The sequence below is a fragment of the Variovorax sp. Soil_C_19 genome (assembly GCF_057657255.1).
The window spans coordinates 26,273-43,448 of sequence record NZ_JBDGIV010000007.1; the positions used below are offsets into that span (position 1 = coordinate 26,273).

The window sequence follows — 17,176 nt, forward strand, 5'->3', positions numbered from 1 at the left end:
AATGGCGCGCGGTGTCTATTGTCCCCGAATGCATATTTCGCACCGGGGCGGTCTGCCATGGGGCTCATTGACGGGGCTCCCGCGGAGCCTTGCAACACAAATCCGAACGTCGTATAAACTTATACGACGTTCACTTTTTTTGGAACCACCTTCTTGCCTGCTCCGGAACTCCCCGGCCGCCGCGAACGACGGCGCGCCCAGACGCTCGACCATGTCGCCGCCACCGCGATGCGGCTCTTCGAGTCCGCCGGCTACGACGCCACCACGATGGAACAGATCGCGCTCGCAGCCGACGTGGCCAAGGGCACCCTCTACAACCATTTCGCCACCAAGGAGGCGATCCTCGCGCACTGGGTGCACATGCAGCTCGCGGCCGACACCGAGCGGCTGGCCGAGGTGGTGGCGCAGCCGGGTGCCTTTGCGCCGCGGCTGCGCGAGCTGCTCGGTGCATCGGCCCGGTGGTCCGAGCGCCACCGCGCCTACCTGCTCGACTACTTTCGCTTCCGCTTCCTCAACATCGAGGACGAGCTCGAAGGCGGTGGGAAGACCGAAGACCGCCCGCGCGATCTCGCGGGCCTGTTCGCGCAGCTGATCGCCCAGGCACAAGAGGACGGCACGCTGCGCAGCGATCTCGCCGCCGAGCACCTCGCCTCGCTGCTGCACCACCTCTACTTCGGCGCGCTGATGCGCTGGCTGACCTTGCCGGGGCTGGTGCTGACCGAGGAGTTCGAGGCCATCGTCGCGCTGTTCGTCGACGGTGCCCGTGGCACCGCCAAGGCGCCGCAGAGGAGGTGCGCCGCATGAAGATCGCCGTGCTCACCTATGGCACCGAGGGCGACGCGCGCCCGCTCGCGGCGCTGTGCCATGCGCTCGACCAGGCCGGCCATGCGTCGGTGCTGCTGGCCGATGCGGCCACGCTGGGCGCCGCGCAGCGGCTCGGCGTGCGCACGCAGGCGCTTGCGGGCGACATCCGCGGCGCGCTCGGTGCGAGCGGCGCGATCGCGAACGTGGTGGCGCACAGCGAACGCCCGAGCGCGGCCGCCAAGGCGTTGGCCGCGATCGCCAACACGCATGCCACGGCGTGGCTCCGCCAGACGGTCGAGACCGCGCGCGGCTGCGATGCCGTGGTCTGCTCGGGGCTCGCCGCCTTCGTGGGGCTCTCGGCGGCCGAGGCGCTCGGCGTGCCGGCCGTGGGCGCGGGCATGTTCCCGCTCACGCCCACGCGCGAGTTCGCAACGCCCTTCATACCGCCCGCGCGCGTGCCGCGCTTCCTCAACCGCGCCAGCCACCACCTCGTCAACACGATGCTGTGGCGGTCGTTCCGGGCCGCGGTGAATGCCGCGCGCGCCGAGGCCTGCGGCCTGCCGCCGCGCCGGCGCCTGTGGACCACGCATCCGACGATCTACGGCTATTCGCCGAGCCTGCTGCCGCGGCCCGCCGACTGGCCCTCCAATGCGCAGGTCTGCGGCCAGTGGCTCGCGCCCGCGAGTTCCGACTGGCAGCCGCCCGCGACGCTGAGCGCCTTTCTCGGCGCGGGCGAAGCGCCGGTCTACATCGGCTTCGGCAGCATGACGGGCTTCGACGCGGACCGCCTGCGCCAGGTGGTGGTGGCCGCGGCCGCGGGGCGGCGCGTGGTGCTCAACCCGGGCTGGAGCGGCTTCGACACGCAGGGCCTGCCGCCCAACTTTCATGTGGTGGGCGACACGCCGCACGACTGGCTGTTCGCGCGCATAGCGCTGGTGGTGCACCACGGCGGCTCGGGCACCACGCATTCGGCGGCGCGGGCGGGCGTGCCGTCGGTGGTGGTGCCGTTCGCGGGCGACCAGTTCTTCTGGGCACACCGACTGGCGCTGGCCGGCGTGGCGCCGGCAGCCGTGGCGGGCAGTCGCATCGAAGCCGACGCGCTCGCGCGCGGCATCGATTTTGCGGATCAGCCCGAGGTGCGGGCGCGCGCGGCGGCGCTCGGCGAACGCATGCGCGCCGAAGACGGATTGGGTCGTGCAGTGGAAGCGCTCGAAATGTTAAATTCGTAAGGAAAAGGCCGTCGCTGGGGCGCACGATGCTTGCGCGCACTGAAGAGTTGGGAGCAGGCCTTCCGCAGGAGCGATCCTGCGGCCGCCGCGCACTGCGGCAGCCGTGGCGTTCCACGTCGTCCAACCTCGTCCACGGACTCCAGGCCCCATGACTTCTTCGCCCGTTCTTCCGCCCTCGCTCGTAGCGTTCGCAGGCCTTCGAAACCTTCGCTTCTCCTGGCTCTGCGCCCTCCTGCTGGGCCTTGCCGTGCTGCTGTCCGGTTGCGGCGGCGGCTCGGGCGGCGGCGGCTACTTCGGCGTCGTCGTTCCGACCGGCCCGCAGCCGCCCGCGGGACTGAGCTACGCCATGACTTCGGCGGTCTACGAAGTCGGCCTGCCCATCGTGCCGAACCGCCCCAGCGCGAGCGGTGGCGCCGTCGAGCGCTATGCCGTCGCACCACCGCTGCCGGCGGGGCTGGTGCTCGATGAAACGACGGGCGTCATCAGTGGCACGCCCGGCGAGGTGGCATCACCCAAGGTGTACGTGGTCACGGCCGAGAACGCCGGCGGCAGCACGACGGCGCGCGTGGAGATCGAGGTGCGCAACACGCCGGCGGCGCCCGCGGGGCTGAGCTACCGCGTTTTGACGGCGGTCTACACGGTGGGCGAAACCATTGCCCCGAATGCACCCAGCAGCAGTGGCGGCCCGATCACGCACTACGCGATCGTGCCGGCGCTTCCCGCAGGGCTGCTGCTCGATGCTTCATCGGGCGTCATCAGCGGGACGCCGACGGCATCGGCCGTCGCTGCCAACTACACCGTGACCGGGCTCAATGTGAGCGGATCGGCGGTGGTCACGCTGCGGCTGGCCGTGGACCCGGCACTGGTCGCGCCGGCCAGCTTGGCCTATGCCACGCCCGAGGCACTCTACGTGGCTGGTGAGCCTATCGTTCCAAATACCGCCCAGGTGACCGGTGGCGCGGCTTCGGCGTTCTCGGTCTCGCCGGCACTGCCGGCCGGCCTGAGCCTCAACACCGAGACCGGCGCGATCACCGGCACCCCGACCGCCGTCCAGCGGCAGGCGAGCTTCACCGTCACCGCGAGCAACAACGTGGGCTCGGCGCAGACGCAGGTCCGCATCATCGTGACCGGCCGCGGAAGCTGGGCGGCGACGCAGGCGATTCCGATCGCCCGTCACTATTCCCCGATGGTGGTGCTGCGCGACGGCAGGGTGCTGGCAACCGGCGGGATGACGAACTCGGGCGTGACCGCTTCTGCCGCCATCTACGACCCCTTCACGGGTGTCTGGTCGGCTGCGGCGCCGATGCTGCACGCCCGCTCGGACCCTTCGGCGGCGCTGCTCCCGGACGGCAGGGTGCTGGTGGCCGGAGGCGAGGCGAGCGGCAACGCGACACTGGCGGCTGCGGAGCTCTACGACCCCGTGGCCAACACCTGGACCGCGACCGGCAGCATGGCCGAGCCTCGCACGCGGCACACCGCCACGCTGTTGCCAAACGGGAAGCTGCTGGTCATCGGCGGCTACAGCCATACCGTCAGTCTCGGCTTCTCGCAGACGGCCGAGCTCTACGACCCGGCGACCGGCACCTGGAGCCTGATGGCCACGCCGATGTCCACGCCCCGCGCCCAGCACGCCGCGCAACTGCTGCCGGGCGCCAATGCGCTGCTGTTGATCGGCGGCGTCAACCGGACCGGGTTCGTGACCACGGCCGAGCTGTTCCCGGTGCTCGACACTGGCAGCAGCTCGGTCCTGCCCGACCCGGTTTCCGTCGGTAATGTCCACACCTCCGTGCTGCTGCAGGATGGCAGCGTGCTCGTGATGTCCGACGGCAGCCAGACCGCAATGCGCTTCCATACGGCCACGTCGAGTTGGACGACGAGCAGCTTCAGCGAGAGGCGCTCATTGCCGACCATGACGCTCCTCGCCGACGGCCGCGTGCTGTTGGCCGGCGGCGCTGGCAGCGGCGGGGTTCGCTTGGCGACTGCGGAAATTTACAACCCCGATGCCAATGCCTGGACTTCGGCCGCGCCCATGTCGACGGGGCGCTCGGGCGCGGCGGCGGTGCTGCTGAACGATGGAAGCGTGCTGGCCGTCGGCGGTTTCGATGGCGCCAGCCTCGATGCTGCCGAACGCTACACGCCCTGAAGAACACCATGGCCGATCCCGCACGCAAGAAGCCCGCAAAGCCGTCTACCACAAGAAAGCCTGCCTCGAAACAGGCGGCCGCCGGTGCGCCAGCCACCGCGCCGCGACTGCTCTCGGGCGGCAACCCCCAGATCCCCAAAGGCGAAGGCGACGCGCCCGTGCAGGCCTACATCGCCGCGCTGCCGGGCTGGAAGCGCGCGCTCGGCGAGCGGATCGACGCGCTGATCGTGCGCACCCTCCCCGACGTGCAGAAGGCCGTCAAGTGGAACTCGCCGCACTACGGTACCGAGGCCCATGGCTGGTTCCTCGGCATCCATGCCTTCACGCGCTACCTCAAGGTGGCGTTCTTTCGCGGCGCACTGCTCGAGCCGGTGCCCCCGGGCACGTCCAAGCAGGCCGAGGTGCGCTATCTCGACATCCACGAGGACACGCCGCTCGACGAAGCCCGGTTCGCCGACTGGGTCCGGCAGGCCAGCAAGCTGCCGGCGCCCTGAGCGCATTCGCTCAATCGCCGTCGACCTTCGATGCCTTGAAGTACGGCTGCGTCGATTCCATGAACGCATGGTGCAGCCGCGCCAGTTCGATCGCGAGCGCCTGCGCACGCGCCCGCGCGTCGGGCGCGCCTTCGCGCATCGCGCGCACCTCGGCCTCGAAGCGCGACGTGGCGCGCTTCCATTCGTCGTAGCGGCGCTGGAACTCGTCCCAGTCGAGCGCATCGCCGTCGGCACGCGGGCCTTCGCGCGAGGTCTCGCCGCGCGCGGCCGCAAGCTCGTAGGGGCTCGCCTCGATGTTGGGGCCTTCGGTGAAAGTGTCTGCGGCGTGCTTTAGGTCTTCGGGCGACGGCGCGGGGTGGCTGTAATTCAGATCAGATGGATGTGCCATGGGGACGACTCCTCGTGCAATGCATTCCACGCTGAACGGCCGCGAGCCGGCCAGCTGTCGGACGGATTCCGCTCACGGGGTCGGCACGGCCTGCAACCACTCGACCACGCGCCGGTGGTACGCGGCCTTGTGGTCCGCGGCAGTGAGCGCGTGGTCCGCGCCCGGCAGCATGAAGAAGGCCAGCGACCGGGCACGGCCGAAGGCGCGGCGGTAGCTCTCGATCACACTGGGCGGAATCACCTCGTCGTGCTCCGACGCGGCGAGCAGCACGTCGCCCTCGAACGATGCGCAGCAGGCCAGCGCGCGGTTGTCCGGAGGTGCATGCAGGCGCATCCTGTAGTCGCGCAGCTTCGACTCGTCGAGCTGTTCCTTCTCCGCATTCCAGTCGTGGTCGGGATAGAGCGCCGGCGAGCGCAGCACGAGCAGGTCAACCTGCCGCACCGAGGTGAGCAGCGCAGCCATGTAGCCGCCGTAGCTGAAGCCGAGCACCGCGATCCGGCGCGGCGGGCGCGCCATCGCGCGCACCAGCGCGTCGTGGTCCTGCGCCACCTGGTCGAGGCTGTCGCGCGGCACGATGCCGGCGCGCTCGTCGTCGCGCCAGGTGGCATCGGGCAACCGCGCGCGCCGGCAGGCCCAGCGAAGACCTGCGAGTTCGTCCTTGAGTTTTTCGTACTGCGGCCGGCCGTGGTCGTCCCAGCCCGGACAGACCAGCAGCGCGTTCTCGGCGGCGGAATCGGTCCCGACACTCATCGTCATTCAGCCTCCCGGTGTGTCGTTCGATGCAGTCAGCCTGGCCGGCGAGGCACAACCGCGCCGTAGGCGCGCTCCGCCTCGCTGCGTCGGCTCGGTCACATACCTTCGCCCTTGACCGCGTGAAGAAAACCGCTGAACGTCGCTCTCGTGAGCTTGCGGCCGATGTCGGGATCGGTGCCGCTGCGATACCAGATCATCATGTTGCCGTCGTGGACGGCCTGCAGATAGAGCACCGTGTCCTTGGTGTCTTGCTCCGCACTGAACTCGCCGGCGCGTTTCCCGGCATCGATGATCTCCTCGAGCAGGCCCGCGAGCTTCGCGTATAGGCCGAGCATCTTGGTTCGCACCTTCGACTTGGTGTTCGCCGTTTCGATGGACAGCAGCACGAGGATGGCCAGATCCTTCGGATACTTGGCCGCCCAGCGCGTCTGATGCCGCACGAAGTTGACGAGCTGGGCCGAGGGCGTGCCGCCGTCCTTGTGCACGGCGTCGATGGTCGCGTCGATGGAGCGCGCCTCGATGGCGCTCAGCACGTCGAGCAGGAGGCGCTCCTTGCTCTTGAAGTAGTAGTAGACCGCACCTTTCGTGAAGCCCGCCTTTGCCGCGACCTCCTCGAGCGTGCTGCTGGCATAGCCCCGCGTCGCGAACAGGTGCACGGCCGCCTCGATGATGCGTGCCGTGCTGTGCTCCGGCCCCGACGCGGCCTTGGCACCGCGAACGGCGCGCTTGCGGCCGGCGGCCGGCCTGGGTGCAGCCGGCTTGGATGCGGACACCGTCGTTGTTTTTTTTTGCTTTTCACTGACCCGCATAGGCCTCCTTCGCGATCAACAGCCGCTGGATCTGGTTGGTGCCCTCCCAGATCTGCGTCACCTTCGCATCCCTCATCATTCGTTCGACCGGATAGTCTTTCAGGAACCCGTAACCGCCGTGGAGCTGCACGGCGTCGGTCGTTACCGCCATGGCCGCATCGCTGCACAGGACCTTGGCCAGCGACGCGTATTTGCGCGCCTGCGGATTCGCATGCATCCGGTAGTCGACGGCCTGATACAGCACGCTGCGCGCCGCCTCGACCTTGAGCACCATGTCCGCCACCATGCCGCGCAGCAGCTGAAAACGCGAGATGGGCTGGCCGAATTGTTCGCGCGAGCGAGTGTAGTTCAGCGCCTCGTCCAGGGCACCCTGGGCGATGCCGAGCGCATGCGCCGCAATCGTGAGGCGCGAATTGTGCAGCATCTCGACGATGTATTCGGCGCCGCGCTGCGGATCGCCGACCTCCCGACCGACCGGGATCCTGCAGTCCTCGAGGATGACGTCCGCGGTCGGGCTGCCGCGCATGCCCATCTTGTCTTCCTGCCTGCCGAAGCGCAGGCCGGGGTCGTCCCGGTGCACCATGAAGATGCCGAAAGCCTTGGGCCCGGTGCTCGCGAAGATGAGGTACCAGTCAGCCCAGCCCGCGTTGGTGATGAAGCGCTTGGTGCCGCGCAACATCCAGCTGTCGCCGTCGCGGCGCGCCTGCGTCTGCGCCCCCATCAGGTTGGAGCCGCCCTGGGGTTCGGTCAGGCCCCACGCGCCGCGCATGCGCCCCTGCGAGACTGGGCGGATCACGGCCTCCTGCAGCGCCGGCGACCCGTGCGCGGCAACGCCCTCGAGCACCCATCCGCTGGTGATGGTCAGCGACGTCGAGGCGCATGCCCGCGCGAGTTCCTCGGTGGTCAGCACCTGTGCGAAAAGGTCGCCGCCGCTTCCACCGAGGCGCTCCTCGAAGGGCAGCCCGGGCAGGCCGAGCGCCAACGCGGCCTCGATGGCCTCCAGCGGCGGGCGCGCCTCGCGGTCGACCGCGGCCGCATGCGGCGCGACTTTCTCTCGCGCGAAGCGGCGAAGGCTCTCGCGAAATTCCTGGTAGCTGGCTTGTTCGATCGAACGCATCTGACGTGTCTCCTGGGTGGGTTGCCGGTGTGTCGAGGCGACGGCCTCAATCGGTGAAGCGCGGTGGCCATGCGAGGCCGTCCTGCACGCCGCGCTGCGCGGGCGGGCTGGCCTTGTCGATGTCCATCGCCGCGAAGCCGAGCGCGGACAGGACCCCGACGCTGCGGTCGCCGAGGTCCAGCGGCGCGGGCGCGATGGCGCTGCGGCTGAAGGCCGGCACGGCCGGCACTTCCCTCGGGCGCGCGGGGTCGACGCGGGTGCGCACCTGCGCGTCCTGCCACGCTTCGTCCGGCGACAGGACCGGCGTCACGCAGGCGTCCACCCCTTCGAAGCGTGCCACCCATGCGTCTCGGGGCAGCGTGCGGAAGGTGGCCTCCAGCGTGCGCTCGATCGCGGGCCAAGCGCTGTGGCTCATCGCATCGGGCACCGGCTCGCCCAGCGCCAGCGTCTTCCACAGCGCTCGAAAGAACTGCGGCTCGAGCGAGCCCACGGCCATGTAGCCGCCATCGGCGCAGCGGTAACAGCGGTAGTTGGGCGCCGTTCCGGCGAGCCAGCCATCACCGCGCCGCGGCATGGCCGCTGTCTGCCAAGCCGGATAGTGCATGGCGATCAACGACATGCAGCCATCGATCATGGCGGCATCCACGTGCTGGCCGAAGCCGCTGCGGTGGCGCTCCTGCAGCGCGGCCAGGATGCCGATCACCGCCAGCATGCCGCCGCCGGCCATGTCGGCGATCGCATTGAGCGGCACCTGCGGCGGACCGTCGGGCGGACCGAGCGCGCCCAGCACACCGGTATAGGCGAGGTAGTTCAAATCGTGGCCGGCTTCCTGTGCGCGCGGACCGGTCTGTCCATAGCCGGTGAGCGAGCAATACACCAGCCGCGGATTGCTCGCCGAAAGCGTGGTGTAGCCCGCGCCGAGGCGCTCGGCCACGCCGGGGCGAAAGCCCTCGATGAAAACGTCGGCGCTGTCGCACAGCCGCACCAGCGCAAGCCGGCCCTCATCGGATTTCAGATCCAGCGTGATGAACTGCTTGCCGCGCGCGAAGGTCGACACCGGCGGCCCCGCGCGCCCGCCGCCGACGACGATGACTTCCGCACCGAGGTCCGCCAGCAGCATCGTTCCATAGGGGCCCGGGGCAAGGCGCGTCATGTCGACGACGCGGATGCCTTCCAGCGGCTTCATGTGTTTGGTAGCGCTCAACTTGTCTCCTCGTCTTCGTGATTGCATGTGGACTCGTCACCAACGTGACTGGCGAAGCGCAATCCAAGGGACAACCCGTAGGCCATCCGCCTTGCACCGCGCACAACTGCGGCTGTACCATCGACTTCGATTTACATACCGGCTGGATAGTATGAAGCGAAGCAGCCGGATCGCGCAAGCCGGAACATCGCCAGCCAACGGAGACAGGATGAACGCACGCACACCTGCAGAAGCACTTCTGCAAGTCGATCTCGACGACAAGTACCTGCAACAAAACGGGCAGGTCTTCATGTCCGGCACGCAGGCGCTGTTGCGGCTGGCGCTCGACCAGCGGCGCCGTGACGAACGCCAGGGGCTCAACACCGCCGGCTTCATCTCGGGCTACCGCGGTTCGCCGCTCGGTCGCTATGACCAGGAGCTGTGGTCCCAGGCGGAGCTGCTGAAGGCGCACCACATCCACTTTCAGCCGGGCGTCAACGAGGACCTCGCGGCCACCGCCGTGTGGGGCTCCCAGTACGTGGGCAGCGTGCCCGGTGCGCGCTATGACGGCGTGTTCGGCATCTGGTACGGCAAGGGCCCTGGCGTGGATCGCAGCGGCGATGCCTTCAAGCACGCGAACTCGGCGGGCACTTCGCAGCACGGCGGCGTGCTGGCCATCGCGGGCGACGACCATGCGGCGAAGTCGTCCACCACGGCCCATCAGTCCGACTACGCGCTCATGGCCAGCGGCATTCCGGTGCTCTATCCGTCGAACGTGCAGGACATCCTCGACTTCGGTCTGCACGGCATCGCAATGAGCCGCTACTCGGGTTGCTGGATCGGCATGAAGGTGGTGACCGACGTGGTCGAGAGCTCCGGCAGCGTGCAGGTTGGCGATGCACTGCCCGCGACGACCTTGCCGCCCAAGCCGGCATCGCCCGATGGGCTGAACATCCGCGGCAACGACATCTCGCCGCAAGTGCAGGAGCAGCGCCTCTACGAGCACAAGCTGCATGCCGCGCAGGCGTACGCACGCGCCAACGGCATCGACCGCATCGTGGCGAACGCGCCGGGCGCACGCATCGGCATCGTCTCTGCGGGCAAGGCCTTCGCCGACGTACGGCAGGCACTGCGCAGCCTGGGCCATGCAAGCGACGAGGCGGTCGCCGCCGCGGGCATCCGCCTGCTGAAGATCGGCCTGGTCTGGCCGCTCGATCCGGCCATCGTCGAGCGCTTCGCCGATGGCCTGGACACGCTGGTGGTGGTGGAGGAGAAGCGCCCGCTGCTCGAGCATCAGGTCAAGGCCATCCTCTACGACGCGCGGCTTGCGCGCAAGCCGCGCATCGTGGGCAAGTTCGCGGGCAGCAGCGAATGGTCCGACGCGCGCGGCGATGCAGTGTTCTCCTCGGTGGGCGAGCTCGCGCCGCCGCTGATCGCCGAGCGCATCGCGGCGCTGCTGGGCCTGCCGTTCGAGCCGCCCGCGAATCCGGAAAGCGACAAGCTTCCCGGCGCCGTCCGTGCCGCGACCTTCTGCTCGGGATGCCCGCACAACACATCGACCCACCTGCCCGACGGCAGCCGCGCCTTCGCGGGCATCGGCTGCCACGGCATGGTGCTCCTGACCGGACGCGACCCCTACGGCACGGTGGGCCAGATGGGGGCCGAAGGCGCCATGTGGGTCGGGCAGGCGCCCTTCACCGACGAGAAGCACATCTTCGCCAACATGGGCGACGGCACGTACTTCCATTCGGGCTTTCTCGCGATTCGCCAGGCGGTCGCGGCGCATGTGCCGATCACCTACAAGCTGCTGGTCAACGGCTTCGTCTCGATGACCGGCGGCCAGCCGATCGACGGCGAGCTCAGCACGGTGCAGATGGTCAGCGAGTTGCAGGCCGAAGGCGTCAAGCGCATCGTGGTGGTCGCCGACGATCCCGCGCGCTACGACGATCCGGCGATGAAGCTGCCGCCCGGGGTGCCGGTGCGCCACCGGCGCGAGCTCGATGCGGTGCAGCGCGAACTGCGCGAGTACGGCGATGTCTCGGTGCTGCTCTACGACCAGGTCTGCGCCACGGAGCGCCGGCGCCTGCGCAAGCGCGGGCGCTATGCCGACCCGGACAAGCGCACCTTCATCAACGCCGCGGTGTGCGAAGGCTGCGGCGACTGCAGCGACAAGAGCGGCTGCCTCTCGGTCGAGCCGCTCGAAACCGAATTCGGCCGCAAGCGCAAGATCAATCAGTCCAGCTGCAACAAGGACTATTCCTGCGTCGAAGGCTTCTGCCCGAGCTTCGTGACGGTGCACGGCGGGCGCCTGCGGAAGAAAGGCGCGCCCGGTGAGGGCGACGGCGGCTTCGGCGCGCCGCCGGTGCCGACACTGCCGGACATCGCGGACGGCTACGCCATCCTCATCACCGGCATCGGCGGCACCGGCGTGATCACGCTGGGCGCCGTGCTCGCCATGGCCGCGCACCTGGACGGCCACGCGGCGAGTGCGCTCGACATGACCGGCCTGGCGCAGAAATACGGCGCGGTGATGTCCCACGTGCGGATCGCACCCGATGCGGGCCGCATCAAGACCGCTCGCCTGGCCAGCGGCGAGGCCGACCTGGTGGTGGGCTGCGACCTGATCGTCAGCGCCGGCACCGACGCGGTCTCCAAGATGGTGCCCGGCCGCACGCGGGTCGCGGTGAACATGGAGGTTTCGCCCACGAGCGCCTTCGCGCGCGATCCCGACTGGAAGGTGGTGCCAGAGGAACTGCTCGCACGCATCGCGCATGCGAGCGGCTCGGCCGCCGAAGGCATCGAAGCCACGCGCCTGGCGACCGCGCTGATGGGCGACGCGATCGCGGCCAACATGTTCCTGCTGGGCTATGCCTGGCAGCGCGGCTGGCTGCCGGTGAGCCTCGACGCGATGCAGCGCGCGATCGAGCTCAATGGCGTGGGCGTCGAGCTGAACGAGAAGAGCTTCCTGTGGGGCCGCCGCGCGGCGGTGGACCTGCCGGCCGTCGAGAGCCACGTGCGCCCGGCCAATGTCGTGAGCTTCACGCCGAACCGCGCGCGCAAGACGCCCGACCTGATCGCGCACCGTGAAGCGGAGCTCGTCAAGTACCAGAACCGCGCCTATGCCCGACGCTACCGCGCGCTGGTCGATCGCGTCGCGCAAGCCGAGCAGGCACTGCAGGGCGGCGACCGCCTGACGCGCGCCGTTGCGCGCTATTACTACAAGCTGCTGGCGTACAAGGACGAGTTCGAGGTCGCGCGCCTGTACGCCTCGCCGGCGTTCCGCGAATCGCTGGCGGGCGCCTTCGAGGGCGACTACCGGCTGCACTTCAACATCGGTGCCTGGCCATTCGCCACGCGCGACCCAAACACCGGGCTGCCGCGCAAGCGCGAGATCGGACCCTGGGCATTGACCGCGTTCGGCTGGCTCGCGCGACTGCGCGGGCTGCGCAACACCGTGCTGGACCCGTTCCGCGGCAACCGCGACCGGCGGCACGCGCTGCGCGACATCGCCGAGTACGAGGCGGACATCGACCGCCTGCTCGAGAACCTGGACGCGGCCAGGCTTTCCACCGCCGTCGCGGTGGCCGAACTGCCGGAACACATCCGCGGCTACGGCCATGTGCGCGAGCGCCACGTGTCACAGGTGCGCGAGCGCCGCGACGCGCTGTGGCAGCAATGGCAGGCGCAGCGCCTGCCCATCGCGGCTTGATGTGGTGGCCTGACACCGTACCCACGCACCGGAAGGCCGGCGCCTTTCCGGCATTCACTTCTTCTGCACTTTCGAGAACCAAGGAGACAAGCATGCATCACCTCGACCTCGCCGCTGCCGTACAGCAAGTCACCGACTACACGCTCGCGCATCCCTACGAGCGCGACGTCTGGGAAAAATCCCCTGCCATCACCGGCATCCTCATGTGGGACCAGCCAGAGGCGGTGGAGAAGGCCCGCGCCTGGGTCGACCGCGCGGTGCAGGTGCAATCCTCGCGCGGCTTCCTGGGTTATGACGAGCGCATCGAACTGGCCACCGGCCATGCCGCGGTGTTCACGCCCACGGCGTCGCTGTCGAGCGCGCTGGCGTTCAACGTGCTCGCCTACTACGAGCGCGACGGCGGCGACCATCTGCTGCAGGCCGCGCGCCGGCAGGCGCAGGCACTGCTCGCCGGCCCACGCACGAGGAACGGCGGCATTTCCGTGCGCAAGGAAGGCCCCGAGCTGTGGATCGATTTCATCTACATGATGTGCCCGTTCCTCGCGCGCCTGGGCCGCATCGACAACCAGCCCGCACTGGTGGACGAGGCCCTCAAGCAGATTGCGGTGTACGTGCGCCACCTGGTCGACCCCGAGCTGCACCTTGCGCGCCACGCCTGGCGCGAGACGCCCAACAGCTACCTGCAATCGACCTTCTGGTGCCGCGGCAACGGCTGGCTCACCTGCTGCCTGGTGGACACCATCGAGCAGATCGGCACCGATCATGCCGGCGCCGGCGAGCTGAAGGCGCTCGGGCGCAAGGTGTTCGACGCCATCGCCGCCCACCAGGACCGCTGCGGCTTCTTCCACAACATCCTCGACGACGACTACGCAAAGTTCGAAGCCTCGGGCACGCTGATGTTCGCCTACAGCGCGGCCAAGGCCGTCAACCAGGGTTGGCTCGAAGCCGCCTATATCGAGAAGGCCGAGCGCGCGCTGCGCATCGTGGCCGGCTCGATCGAGCCCGACGGCGCGATCCCGGGCGTGCAGGTGCCGCCGGGCGGCCCGGGCGTGCCCTTCGCCACCACGCTCTATGGGCAGGGTTTCTTCATCCAGGCGGCGGCGCAGCTGCGGCACCACCTGGCCTGAGGAAAAGACATGGTTCTCGAAATCCTTTTCAACGGCATCTTCCTCGGTGCCATCTACGCGCTCTTCGCCGTGCCGATGAGCGTGATCTGGGTCACCACCGACGTGATCGACGTGTCCATCGGCGCCTATGCGGTGGTCGCGGGCGTCACCGTGGCGGCCTTCGGGCTGCCATGGGGGCCCGTGGCCGGACTCGCTGCGGCACTGGCGCTGGGCTGCATCACCGGCTCGGTGTTCCTGGGATTCCATGCGCTGCGCTTCATGCGCGACGCGATGCCCATCGTGCTGGCGACCTTCGCCTTCATGCTGCTGGTGGAATCGGCCATCCTGGTCGTGGTGGGCACCGACAACCAGTTCGTCGATCGCATGAGCGGCAACCTGAGCGTCGTGGGCGCGGTGCTCAGTGTGCAGGGCATGTTCAACCTCGCGTTGAGCGTGGTGCTGATGCTGCTGCTCAGCGCGGTGCTCAAGTGGTCGCCGGCCGGCCTTCGCATGCGGGCCTGCGCGATCTCGTCGAAGGGCGCGTCGCTGGTGGGCATTCCGGTCAAGCGCACGCAGTTCCTGACTTTCGTGCTGTGCGCAGGCATCGCCGGCGTGGGCGGCATCCTGGCGGCGATGTCCATCGGCATGACCTATGCCAGCGCATTCACCTTCACGACGATCGCATTCAGCAGCGCCGTGGTGCTCGGCAAGCGCGGCCCGGTGCCGGCCTTCTTCGGCGGCCTGTTCGTCGGGCTGGCCGAGTCGCTGAGCCAGACCTACCTGCCCAGCGGCTGGGCGCACGCGGTGCCCGCGGCGCTGATCATCCTGATCCTCGCATCCGGCCGCCTGCCCAGCGCCGCTTTCTCGGGAGCCCGGCCATGACGCACGACACCACCTTCGCCCGCAAGTGGGGCGCCAGCGTTGGCGTGCTGGTCATCGGCTTCGCCATCGCCACCGCGCTCGGCCAGTTCCGCGGCTCGGTCTACAGCACCTCCACCACCATCGGCATCTACGCGCTGCTGGCGCTGCCGCTGGGCATGCTCTACGGGCAGGGCGGCACGGTCTCGCTCGCCCAGGGCGCGTTCGCGGCCATCGGCGGCTACACCACGGCCATCCTGAGCACGCGCTACGGCCTCGCGCCAATGGTGTCGCTCGTGCCGGCGGTGCTGCTGCCGGCGGTGGTGGCCTTTCTCATCTCCAAGCCCATCCTGCGCCTGCCCGAGCTGTCGCTGGCGCTGGTGACGCTGTCGATCGGAACGGTGGTCGAAGTCGGGCTGCAGCGCGGCGGCGACTTCACCGGCAGCTTCATCGGCATCAACGGAATACCGACATTGCCATTCATCGGCAACTCGCGCATCGGCTCGCATTTCGCGGTGTGGGCGCTGGTGTTGCTGCTGGTGATCGGCTATGTCAACTTCACGTCGAGCCTGCGCGGCCGAGCGCTCAACGCCATCCGCACCGACCATCTGCTGGCGCAGTCGATGGGGGTTAGCGTGCCCTTCGACCTGGCGATGATGTTCTCTATCACCGCGGGCGTGGCCGGTCTCGGCGGCTGGTTCTACGCGCACACGCTGGGCTATGTGGCGCCCGATTCGCTGTCGATCGCAATGTCGGCCAACGTGCTGTTCATGGTGGTGGTGGGCGGGCGAAAGTCGGTGCTCGGACCGATCGTCGGCGCCATCTTCTTCACCCTGGCGAGCGACCTGCTGCCCGGCACCGAGAGCCAGGGCATGTTCTTCGGCTCGCTGCTGATCCTGGTGCTGCTGTTCTCGCCCGACGGGCTGCTGAGCCTGCGTCCTCTCGCCTGGCTGCGCAGCCGCCCGGCATCGGCCGGCACGGGCGGTACCGCTGCGCAAAGCCATGGGCGCAGCGATGCCGTGGCGCGCACACCGCCGTCCGCGGGGGTGCTGCCATGAGCCTGGACGCACGCAACACGAGCATCGCCTTCGGCGGCCTCAAGGTGCTGACCAACGTCAGCGTCCAGGTTCAGCGGGGCCGCATAACCGGACTCGTCGGCCCCAACGGCGCGGGGAAGACGACGCTCTTCAACTGCCTGACCGGCGTGGCCCGGCCGCAGCAGGGCTCGGTCGAGCTCGACGGCGCCGACATCTCTCAGCTGCCGATGGACCGACGCATCCAGCTGGGCATCTCGCGCACCTTCCAGACCCCGCGCCTGGACCTGGACGCGAGCGTGCTCGACGCGGTGATGCTGGGCTTCTATTCGCGCAACAAGCCGACGCTGGCGGGCAGCTTCATCTCGACCGGCGCACGGCGCGGCCATGACGCACGCCTGCGCGAACAGGCACGGGCACTGATCGCGCAGTTCGAGCTCACCGCCGACCCGCTGCAGCGCTCGGGGGCGCTGTCGCTCGGCCGGCTGCGGCTGCTCGAAGTCGCGCGGGCGCTGGCCAGCGAGCCCCAGTACCTGCTGCTGGACGAACCCGCCGCCGGCGTCGACGAGCACGATCGCTCGTTGCTCGCGCGGGCCATCCGCGATGCGGCCGCGCGCAACGTCGGCGTGCTGCTGGTGGAGCACAACGTCGGCTTCGTCGCCGAACTGAGCGACCACATGCTGGCGCTGGTGCGCGGCGAAGTGGTTGCCTCCGGCCCGCCGCAGCAGGTGGTCAACGATCCCGAAGTGGTAACCGCATACCTTGGAGGCCAACGTGTCGCAGCCTGAACCGACCTTTCCCCCTTTGCGCGGCCTGCAGGTCGAGGGCGTGGCCGCGCGCTACGGCAACCTCACCGCGTGCTACCCGGTGGACCTGCGGGTGGCGCCAGGCGAACTGGTGGCGCTGATCGGCCCCAACGGCGCGGGCAAGACCAGCCTGATCGGCGCGCTCAACGGCACGGTGTCCGGCAGCGGCGCGATCACGCTCGACGGCCAGCGCATCGATGCCATGCCGGGCTGGAAGCGCGTCGGCATGGGCCTGACCACGGTGCCCGACAACCGCGGGCTGTTTCCCTCGCTCACGGTCGCCGACAACCTGCGCCTGGGCGCCTTGCTGACCGACCGGCGCAAGCGCGAGCAGGCGCTCGAAGACGCGCTCGGATTGTTCCCTTTCCTGCGCACGCGCTGGAACGATGCGGCCGGTGCGCTCAGCGGGGGCCAGCAGCAGATGCTGGCGGTTGCCAAGTGCATGGCCTGCAGCCCGCGCGTGCTGCTTCTCGACGAGCCCACGCAGGGGCTGGCGCCGATCATCGTCGACGAACTCGCGAAGGTGCTCCTGGACCTGCGCGCCCGGGGCCTGCCCATCCTGCTCGTCGAGCAGAACCAGTACCTGGTCGAGGCCGTGGCGGACCGCTTCATCGTGCTGGTGGGCGGCAAGGTCGTTCACAGCGGCCCGCGCGCCGCGCTCGCCGACCGCGAGCGCATTGCCGGGCTCTATCTGCAGCGCAAGGAAGCCGCTGCGCTTTCCCATTGACAACCACAGGAGACGA

Annotated in this window: 15 protein-coding genes; 10 read left to right on the forward strand and 5 right to left on the reverse strand. The window is 69.2% G+C overall.

Features of this window, described 5'->3' with window-relative positions; genetic code table 11:
* Positions 1-153: 153 nt before the first annotated feature.
* The 4 genes from AC3A6R_RS15720 (at position 154) to AC3A6R_RS15735 (ending at position 4,670) form a co-directional block, all read left to right on the forward strand.
* Entirely contained in the window at positions 154-804 is a 651-nt protein-coding gene (locus AC3A6R_RS15720) for a TetR/AcrR family transcriptional regulator (RefSeq protein ID WP_487864824.1), read from the forward strand.
* Positions 801-2,033 (forward strand): glycosyltransferase, encoded by a 1,233-nt coding sequence (locus AC3A6R_RS15725; RefSeq protein ID WP_487864825.1) that lies wholly within the window; start codon positions 801-803, stop codon positions 2,031-2,033. Before AC3A6R_RS15720 ends, AC3A6R_RS15725 begins: the two co-directional genes overlap by 4 nt.
* A gap of 148 nt (positions 2,034-2,181) precedes the next feature.
* A complete protein-coding gene (locus AC3A6R_RS15730) occupies positions 2,182-4,176 on the forward strand; it encodes a putative Ig domain-containing protein (protein WP_487864826.1) in 1,995 nt (664 codons plus the stop codon).
* Between the two features lie 8 nt (positions 4,177-4,184).
* Entirely contained in the window at positions 4,185-4,670 is a 486-nt protein-coding gene (locus tag AC3A6R_RS15735; protein ID WP_487864827.1) for a DUF1801 domain-containing protein, read from the forward strand.
* A 10-nt stretch (positions 4,671-4,680) separates the two neighbouring features.
* Here AC3A6R_RS15735 and AC3A6R_RS15740 read toward each other — a convergent pair whose 3' ends face one another.
* The 5 genes from AC3A6R_RS15740 to AC3A6R_RS15760 all read right to left on the reverse strand — a co-directional run bounded on the left by AC3A6R_RS15740 (position 4,681) and on the right by AC3A6R_RS15760 (position 8,941).
* Positions 4,681-5,058, reverse strand: a complete 378-nt coding sequence (locus AC3A6R_RS15740; RefSeq protein ID WP_487864828.1) for a hypothetical protein — start codon at positions 5,056-5,058, stop codon at positions 4,681-4,683.
* A 72-nt stretch (positions 5,059-5,130) separates the two neighbouring features.
* Complete coding sequence (locus AC3A6R_RS15745) at positions 5,131-5,808, reverse strand: alpha/beta hydrolase (protein WP_487864829.1); 678 nt, start codon at positions 5,806-5,808, stop codon at positions 5,131-5,133.
* A gap of 98 nt (positions 5,809-5,906) precedes the next feature.
* Entirely contained in the window at positions 5,907-6,584 is a 678-nt protein-coding gene (locus tag AC3A6R_RS15750) for a TetR/AcrR family transcriptional regulator (protein WP_487864830.1), read from the reverse strand.
* 22 nt (positions 6,585-6,606) lie between these two features.
* A complete protein-coding gene (locus tag AC3A6R_RS15755; RefSeq protein WP_487864831.1) occupies positions 6,607-7,737 on the reverse strand; it encodes an acyl-CoA dehydrogenase family protein in 1,131 nt (376 codons plus the stop codon).
* Between the two features lie 46 nt (positions 7,738-7,783).
* Positions 7,784-8,941, reverse strand: a complete 1,158-nt coding sequence (locus AC3A6R_RS15760; protein WP_487864832.1) for a CaiB/BaiF CoA transferase family protein — start codon at positions 8,939-8,941, stop codon at positions 7,784-7,786.
* Positions 8,942-9,149: 208 nt separating this feature from the next.
* On the opposite strand from AC3A6R_RS15760, the gene AC3A6R_RS15765 reads away from it, so the two are divergent.
* The 6 genes from AC3A6R_RS15765 to AC3A6R_RS15790 all read left to right on the forward strand — a co-directional run bounded on the left by AC3A6R_RS15765 (position 9,150) and on the right by AC3A6R_RS15790 (position 17,160).
* On the forward strand, positions 9,150-12,629 hold the full coding sequence (locus AC3A6R_RS15765) for an indolepyruvate ferredoxin oxidoreductase family protein (RefSeq protein WP_487864833.1): 3,480 nt from the start codon (positions 9,150-9,152) through the stop codon (positions 12,627-12,629).
* A gap of 92 nt (positions 12,630-12,721) precedes the next feature.
* The gene (locus tag AC3A6R_RS15770; protein WP_487864834.1) at positions 12,722-13,756 is read left to right on the forward strand and encodes a glycoside hydrolase family 88 protein; all 1,035 of its coding nucleotides are present in this window, start codon (positions 12,722-12,724) and stop codon (positions 13,754-13,756) included.
* Between the two features lie 9 nt (positions 13,757-13,765).
* Positions 13,766-14,617, forward strand: a complete 852-nt coding sequence (locus AC3A6R_RS15775; RefSeq protein WP_487864835.1) for a branched-chain amino acid ABC transporter permease — start codon at positions 13,766-13,768, stop codon at positions 14,615-14,617.
* Entirely contained in the window at positions 14,614-15,651 is a 1,038-nt protein-coding gene (locus AC3A6R_RS15780) for a branched-chain amino acid ABC transporter permease (RefSeq protein WP_487864836.1), read from the forward strand. The genes AC3A6R_RS15775 and AC3A6R_RS15780 overlap by 4 nt, the downstream gene beginning before the upstream one ends.
* Positions 15,648-16,415 carry an ABC transporter ATP-binding protein gene (locus AC3A6R_RS15785; protein ID WP_487864837.1) on the forward strand — a complete coding sequence of 256 codons (768 nt, stop codon included), beginning with the start codon at positions 15,648-15,650 and terminating at the stop codon, positions 16,413-16,415. Before AC3A6R_RS15780 ends, AC3A6R_RS15785 begins: the two co-directional genes overlap by 4 nt.
* A complete protein-coding gene (locus AC3A6R_RS15790) occupies positions 16,402-17,160 on the forward strand; it encodes an ABC transporter ATP-binding protein (protein ID WP_487864838.1) in 759 nt (252 codons plus the stop codon). The genes AC3A6R_RS15785 and AC3A6R_RS15790 overlap by 14 nt, the downstream gene beginning before the upstream one ends.
* The last annotated feature ends 16 nt before the right edge of the window (positions 17,161-17,176 follow it).

Bases quoted from the DNA above. Each gene is read 5' to 3' on its own strand.
- AC3A6R_RS15725 (WP_487864825.1), top strand. From the start codon at position 801: ATGAAGATCGCCGTGCTCACCTATGGCACCGAGGGCGACGCGCGCCCG.
- AC3A6R_RS15730 (WP_487864826.1), top strand. From the start codon at position 2,182: ATGACTTCTTCGCCCGTTCTTCCGCCCTCGCTCGTAGCGTTCGCAGGC.
- AC3A6R_RS15735 (WP_487864827.1), top strand. From the start codon at position 4,185: ATGGCCGATCCCGCACGCAAGAAGCCCGCAAAGCCGTCTACCACAAGA.
- AC3A6R_RS15740 (WP_487864828.1), bottom strand. From the start codon at position 5,058: ATGGCACATCCATCTGATCTGAATTACAGCCACCCCGCGCCGTCGCCC.
- AC3A6R_RS15745 (WP_487864829.1), bottom strand. From the start codon at position 5,808: ATGAGTGTCGGGACCGATTCCGCCGCCGAGAACGCGCTGCTGGTCTGT.
- AC3A6R_RS15755 (WP_487864831.1), bottom strand. From the start codon at position 7,737: ATGCGTTCGATCGAACAAGCCAGCTACCAGGAATTTCGCGAGAGCCTT.
- AC3A6R_RS15765 (WP_487864833.1), top strand. From the start codon at position 9,150: ATGAACGCACGCACACCTGCAGAAGCACTTCTGCAAGTCGATCTCGAC.
- AC3A6R_RS15770 (WP_487864834.1), top strand. From the start codon at position 12,722: ATGCATCACCTCGACCTCGCCGCTGCCGTACAGCAAGTCACCGACTAC.
- AC3A6R_RS15775 (WP_487864835.1), top strand. From the start codon at position 13,766: ATGGTTCTCGAAATCCTTTTCAACGGCATCTTCCTCGGTGCCATCTAC.
- AC3A6R_RS15780 (WP_487864836.1), top strand. From the start codon at position 14,614: ATGACGCACGACACCACCTTCGCCCGCAAGTGGGGCGCCAGCGTTGGC.
- AC3A6R_RS15785 (WP_487864837.1), top strand. From the start codon at position 15,648: ATGAGCCTGGACGCACGCAACACGAGCATCGCCTTCGGCGGCCTCAAG.